The sequence below is a fragment of the Streptomyces sp. NPDC057543 genome, from assembly GCF_042801895.1.
Taxonomy (GTDB): domain Bacteria; phylum Actinomycetota; class Actinomycetes; order Streptomycetales; family Streptomycetaceae; genus Streptomyces.
This window is the reverse complement of sequence record NZ_JBHVFF010000167.1, coordinates 12,901-18,890: the sequence shown is the minus strand read 5'-3', so window position 1 is coordinate 18,890 and position 5,990 is coordinate 12,901. Positions and strand designations below refer to the sequence as shown.

General features: G+C 69.6%; 5 protein-coding genes and 1 pseudogene. 3 read left to right on the top strand and 3 right to left on the bottom strand.

Annotated elements, in window-relative coordinates:
* Positions 1-54: 54 nt before the first annotated feature.
* Positions 55-1,164 carry a glycosyltransferase gene (locus ACFU8Q_RS25525; protein ID WP_384457775.1) on the bottom strand — a complete coding sequence of 370 codons (1,110 nt, stop codon included), beginning with the start codon at positions 1,162-1,164 and terminating at the stop codon, positions 55-57.
* 629 nt (positions 1,165-1,793) lie between these two features.
* Here ACFU8Q_RS25525 and ACFU8Q_RS25520 point away from each other — a divergent pair.
* Positions 1,794-2,432: a TetR/AcrR family transcriptional regulator gene (locus tag ACFU8Q_RS25520; RefSeq protein WP_384457785.1), complete on the top strand. Its 639-nt coding sequence runs from the start codon at positions 1,794-1,796 to the stop codon at positions 2,430-2,432.
* Here the strand turns inward: ACFU8Q_RS25520 and ACFU8Q_RS25515 are convergent.
* Together ACFU8Q_RS25515 and ACFU8Q_RS25510 are read right to left on the bottom strand one after the other, a co-directional pair.
* Positions 2,377-3,249 (bottom strand): MaoC family dehydratase, encoded by an 873-nt coding sequence (locus ACFU8Q_RS25515; protein WP_384457783.1) that lies wholly within the window; start codon positions 3,247-3,249, stop codon positions 2,377-2,379. The two genes, ACFU8Q_RS25520 and ACFU8Q_RS25515, sit on opposite strands and share 56 nt — an antisense overlap.
* Positions 3,250-3,254: 5 nt before the next feature.
* On the bottom strand, positions 3,255-3,833 hold the full coding sequence (locus ACFU8Q_RS25510; RefSeq protein WP_384457773.1) for an SDR family oxidoreductase: 579 nt from the start codon (positions 3,831-3,833) through the stop codon (positions 3,255-3,257).
* 85 nt (positions 3,834-3,918) lie between these two features.
* Between ACFU8Q_RS25510 and ACFU8Q_RS25505 the strand changes: the two are divergent.
* Together ACFU8Q_RS25505 and ACFU8Q_RS25500 are read left to right on the top strand one after the other, a co-directional pair.
* A pseudogene (locus ACFU8Q_RS25505) lies at positions 3,919-4,073 on the top strand (acetyl-CoA C-acyltransferase); the annotation flags it as partial.
* Positions 4,074-4,568: 495 nt separating this feature from the next.
* Positions 4,569-5,990, top strand: a 1,422-nt coding sequence (locus ACFU8Q_RS25500) for an SH3 domain-containing protein (RefSeq protein ID WP_384457781.1), incomplete at its 3' end; no start/stop codon positions are given.

Here is a 5,990-nt window from a genome sequence, read left to right as displayed (position 1 = left end):
GTCCGTAAGCACGGACCGGGGGCGCTCCTGTCGTGTACTGGTCGGGGCGCGTGTCTACCGCGCCGCCCCGACGGGCGAGGCCGTCGACCCGGCCTGGCGAAAGACCGACGACGCGTTCCGGGCGGCCTGCCGCTGCTCGGCGAAGTCCCGGTTGATGCGCGTCTGCTCGCGAAAGGCGTCGGGCAGGTCCGGCATCGCCAGCAGGCGGTCGCAGGCGCGGAGCGAGCCCGCGTAGTCGCCGACCCAGTAGGCGGTGATCGAGAACTCGAAGAGCAGGCCCCAGCGGTACACCCACGGCTGGACGAACAGCAGGTCGTCCGGCGGCGCTTCCCGGTCGAGCGCCGCGCAGACGAACGCGTGCGCGGCGCGGTAGCGGCCGAGGCGGCGCAGCCGGGAGGCCAGTTCGTAGCAGGCTTCGAGCCGGTTCGGGCGTGATTCCCAGGCGCGAGAGAGGATGTCCATTGCGGCCGGCCAGTCGCCGGCCTCGGCCTTGAGGATTCCGGCCTGCAGAAGCGAGTAGTACACCTCTTCGTCCCAGCCGCCCATCTGCGCGCGGCGTTCGTACAGGGCGGCCGCCTTGGCGATGTTGCCCATGTCGCGCATGGTCTGTGCCAGGTAGAAGACCGTACGGGTGTTGGAGGGGTCGCGCTTCAGCTCGGCGCCGAGCAGCCGGGCGTCACGTTCGAACTTGTCGTGCCGCGAGCCGCCGTCGGCGTAGTCCTCGATGACGAGGGCGTCGAGATTCCGCTGGTCGTCACGCTGGTCGGCGGTGAGGTACTCATGGGTGACGCCCACGTACCGCCAGGGCAGGTCGCCGCGGACCAGACGCTTGATCCGGTATTCGGTGGCGCCTTCGTGCCGGAGCATGTACGAGTCGGCGTTCAGCGGGGGCAGTGGGCCCTCCCGGCGGATCACCAGGTCGGCGTCGAGGAGCAGCAGAAAGTCGGCCTTGCCGTGGGCGCGCTTGATGTTCAGGGTTCGATTGTGGCCGAAGTCGACCCAGGGCTCCTCGTGGAGTTTGCCGGGGAGGCCGTCGAGTGCGTTGCGGATCAGCTGCTGGGTTCCGTCGGTCGATCCGGTGTCGGAGATCACCCAGGTGTCGATCAGGTCGCGGACGGAGGCGAGGCAGCGTTCGATGACGGCGGCCTCGTTCTTGACGATCATGCATAGGCAGATGGACGGTTTCATAGCAACACCAATTCCCGGCGGACAGGTGCGCGTGACCTTACGTACGGGGCCGGGCGGCGCGATTGCGGCACGCCGGAACAGCCCGGATGCACCAAGGTGCGGGCACCCGACCGGGCGCGGCCGGTAGGTCAATGCGTTAAACGGATCCGCTCGGCCGTCGAGGGAACCGGGCCGAGATCCGATGAACCGACGGAAGCGTGAACACGCTTCGTCGTGGCTTCACTTGATTCGGTTCCGGAAGGAGCAGTGAAAGAGTCCTGAACACAGGACCCGGTCCTCTCTCGGTCCGATTGCGCGGCGGCGTGCGTGGCTGACCGGCAGCACGGTCGCCTCGATCGCGCCCTCATCATCACGGGGTTCGCGAGCCCCGTGGTCGCCGTGGCGCAGCAGGCGCGTCCGATTGTCGGCAGTGGCATGTGCGCACCGTGCCGCGTGCGCGACGACTTCCCCCGGGCACTGCTGAGCGGGCCCGGGCCGCGACCGGCCATCCGAACCGGGCCGCCCTTGCTCCGTACGACGCCGAGGGGACCCGCGCCGTACTCTTACCGGGGAGTGGCACAGCGGGGTGGGAGGAAGCCGACGTGGGTGCTGTGAAGAGCAGACGGATGCCGCGTGCCGTGCGTGAGCAGCAGATGATGGACGCCGCCGTGCGGACCTTCGGACAGCGCGGATACCGTGCCGCGTCGATGGACGAGATCGCCGGGCTGGCCGGGGTGTCCAAGCCACTGGTGTATCTGTACCTCAACTCCAAGGAAGAGCTTTTCACCGCCTGCATCCGGCGCGAGGCGAAAGCGCTGGTCGACGCGGTACGGGCGGGGGCGGAGCCGGGACTTCCGGCCGACCGGCAACTGTGGTCCGGGCTGCGCGCGTTCTTCACGCACACGGCGGAGCACCCGGACGGCTGGTCGGTGCTGCACCGCCAGGCGCGCACGCACGGGGAGCCCTTCGCCGCCGAGGTCATGGCGATGCGGGACGAGATCGTTGCGTTCGTGACAGGTCTGATCGGGGCCGCGGCACGCGAGGCACACCACGATCCGGCGCTCCCCGACCGCGATGTGTCGGGGCTGGCGCAGGCGCTCGTGGGGGCCGCGGAATCGCTCGCCGGGTGGGCGAACGAGACCCCGGGCGTCTCGGCGAAGGAGGCCGCGGCCACCCTGATGAACTTCTCCTGGGCGGGGCTGGAGAACCTTATGAACGGTCGTCCGTGGCAGCCGCCGAACCGGGCCGGGGACCGGGCGACCTGAGTGTCGTCCCGGTGAGGTGGACGCGGTCCGCGCCGCGCAGCTGGAAGCCGGTGGGGTCCGCCGCGTAGGTGACGGTGGCGGGCAGCAGGACGGGGAACCTGAAGTCGGCCCGAACCCACCGGACTTCATCGGGCCGCGGTGCCTCGGCCAGACAGCGGGCGACGGTCCACATGCCGTGGGCGATGGCCCGGGGAAAGCCGAAGAGCCGGGCGGCGAGCGGATACAGGTGGATGGGGTTGCGGTCGCCCGACGCGGCACCGTAACGGCGCCCCAGATCACCGGGGAGCCGCCACTCGGCGACGGCGGGAAGCTCGGGCACCGGGCTCGGGTCCGGCGCCGGGACCCCCGTGGTGACGGCCGCGCGCGTCGCGTGCCGGGAGAGATAGCCGCTGCGGGACTCCCAGACCAGCTCGCCCGCCAGCCGCGCCTCGGTGACCATCGTGACCTCGGTGCCGCGTCGGTGAGGGGTCGACCCGTCGGCGTACACCGTGAGTTCGAGCGGATCGGCCGGGCGCAGGGCCCGGTGGCGGGCGATCTCGATCCAGGTGTGGACGAGCCCGACGACCGGCAGCGGGAACCCCCTGGCCGTCATCAGCCGCATGGTGAGCGGGAAGCCCAGCACATGCGGGTACGTGAGCGGCAGCGCGCCCGCCTCGGAGAAGCCGCAGACGCGGCGGTACGAGGCGAGGCGGGCCGGTGCGATCGGCGCGGCCGGGAGGACCGCCCGGCCGGAGGGTACGGCGGCGCCCGGGCGGCCGGCCCTCTTGAACGGGGATGTGACAGCTGCCCGTACGAGTGTCACGTTCAGATTCGGTATGGGGGTCACGCACCCAGCAGGCTCTGGCCGCAGACCCGCACGATCTGGCCGTTGACGGCCGTCGACGAGGGCTGGGCGAACCAGGCGATGGTCTCGGCGACATCGACCGGCAGACCATCCTGCGCAAGGGAGTTCATCCGGCGCCCCGCCTCCCGGATGAAGAGGGGAACGGACGCGGTCGTCTTCGTCTCGATGAAGCCCGGGGCCACCGCGTTGACCGTGACACCGTGGTCGGCGGCCGTACGCGGAGCGAGCGAGTGGACCAGGCCGATGATGCCCGCCTTGCTCGCCGCGTAGTTCGTCCGGCCGGTGTTGCCCGCGATACCGGCGATGGACGCCGTCGCGTCGACCACGATCCCCGCAGGACGTCCGGCGCGCCCGACCTCCAGCCCGGTTTCCGCGAGCAGCGCGCCCAGCTCCTCCGTAACGGCGGAGTCCCCGGCGGTGAGGTGGAGCAGCGGCCCGTCCAGCGACCGGGTCTCCAGCGACCAACGGCGCAATGGGGCGGACTGCGGGAGGCCGAGCCGCCGGGTCAGGAACCGGCCGGGTGCTGTGCCGGTGAAGTGCAGACAGCGGTCGGCCATTGTTCAGACTCCTTGCTCGGCGCCGAATTTACTCCAAAGTAAGATTACTGAAGAGTCAGGAGCTGGTCGAGATGAGTTGGCCGAGATGATGCCCCTCGCACTCCCGCAACCCCGCAGGGTCGCGGTGATCGGCGGCAGCCGCACCCCGTTCGCGCGCTCCGACGGCCCGTACCACAGGTCTCCAACCAGCAACTGCTCACCGCCGCGCTGGACGGCCTGATGCGCGGTCGACGAGGCGAGCCGGCTCGCCTCGCGTGCCGAATCGATCCGTAAATTCACCGTGCTGCTCGTGGACTTCACCGAGGAGAGCGGCCACCTGACCCCCTCACTGAAACTGAAGCGCGCCGCGATCGCGCGGGACTTCGAGAAGAAGATCGAGGCGCTTTACCGGAAGTGACCACACAGGCCGCAGCCGTCGTCACCGGGCGGGGCATTTCCCGGGCCTTTTCCGGATCCCGGTTTTTTCATATACGTCTGCCAATCCTGCTCAATGAAGCAATGTCTGAAGGTCAATTGGTGCGGCGGGTGGGCTGCAGTCGGTCCGGACATCGGGTCGAAATGCTCAACCGGCTTAACCAGGCCGCAAACAGGGGCAGATGGCCGAAGCTCTTCTCACTCGCAAGGGGAGCGGTCTGCATCCAGACGGTAGATAACCGGCGTGGCGCATATGCCATTGACTCGCTGCGGCTGCCACAGTCCAGGCTCCGATCCAAGCAGATCCGGTAAGGAATCAAGATGCACAAATCGAGAAGCTGGGACATCCTGTCCCGTTCAACTCTTGGCGCCATGTCGCTGGGAATGACCCTGGCACTGTGCCCCATGGACGTTGCTCACGGTGCGCCGAACCCCACGGGTTCGCAGGCGGCCAACCGAGTGATGGCCAGCCGGGTGGCGGCCAGTGTGTCCGGGACGGTCACCTCCCAGGCCTCTCAGAACATCCGCAGCGGTCCCACCACCCAGTCGCAGATCGTGGGCAGCGTGCCGTCCGGCGGCACAGTGTCCATCGCCTGCCAGGTGAACGGCCAGAATGTCAACGGAAACTCGCTGTGGTACTTGCTGTCCAACGGCAGCGGCTGGATGAGCGCCCGCTACATCTCGACGCAGACCACCGTGCCGTTCTGTGACGACTACCCGGGATCCGGTCCCACCGGTCCGATGGGACCCACGGGGCCCATGGGTCCGACGGGCCCGACGGGTGCCCACGGCACGACCGGTCCGATGGGTCCGACCGGTGCGACGGGTCTGCAGGGCGTGACCGGTGCCACGGGTGCGTCCGGTGCCAATGGCGCCACCGGTCCGATGGGTCCGACCGGTGCGACGGGTCTGCAGGGCGTGACCGGTCCCATGGGTCCGACGGGTGGCAACGGTGCCAATGGCGCCACCGGTGCGACCGGCCCGATGGGTCCGACCGGTGCGACGGGTCTGCAAGGCGTGACCGGTCCCATGGGTCCGACGGGTGGCAACGGTGCCAATGGCGCCACCGGTGCGACCGGCCCGATGGGTCCGACCGGCGCCACGGGTCTTCAGGGCGCGACCGGTGCCACGGGTGCATCCGGTGCGGTCGGTGCTCACGGTCCGACCGGTGCGACCGGTCCGACGGGTGCGACGGGTCTGCAGGGCGTGACCGGTGCCACGGGTGCGTCCGGTGCCAATGGCGCCACCGGTCCGATGGGGCCGACGGGTGCGGCTGGTACCAACGGTGCTGATGGTGCAACCGGTGCGACTGGGCCTATGGGTCCGACCGGTGCCGCGGGTGCGGCTGGTACCAACGGTGCTGATGGTGCTGATGGTGCGACGGGTCCGACGGGTGCGGCCGGTACCAATGGTGCTGATGGTGCGACGGGTCCGATGGGTCCGACGGGTGCGGCCGGTACCAATGGTGCTGATGGTGCGACGGGTCCGATGGGTCCGACGGGTGCGGCTGGTACCAACGGTGCTGATGGTGCTGATGGTGCGACGGGTCCGATGGGTCCGACGGGTGCGGCCGGTACCAATGGTGCTGATGGTGCGACGGGTCCGACGGGTGCGGCCGGTACCAATGGTGCTGATGGTGCGACTGGTGCGACGGGTCCTGTGGGTCCGACGGGTGCGGCCGGTACCAATGGTGCTGATGGTGCGACTGGTGCGACGGGTCCTGTGGGTCCGACGGGTGCGGCT

Excerpts from the sequence above, each read along its gene's own strand:
- ACFU8Q_RS25520 (WP_384457785.1), top strand. The coding sequence starts at position 1,794 with ATGCCGCGTGCCGTGCGTGAGCAGCAGATGATGGACGCCGCCGTGCGG.
- ACFU8Q_RS25525 (WP_384457775.1), bottom strand. The coding sequence starts at position 1,164 with ATGATCGTCAAGAACGAGGCCGCCGTCATCGAACGCTGCCTCGCCTCC.
- ACFU8Q_RS25510 (WP_384457773.1), bottom strand. The coding sequence starts at position 3,833 with ATGGCCGACCGCTGTCTGCACTTCACCGGCACAGCACCCGGCCGGTTC.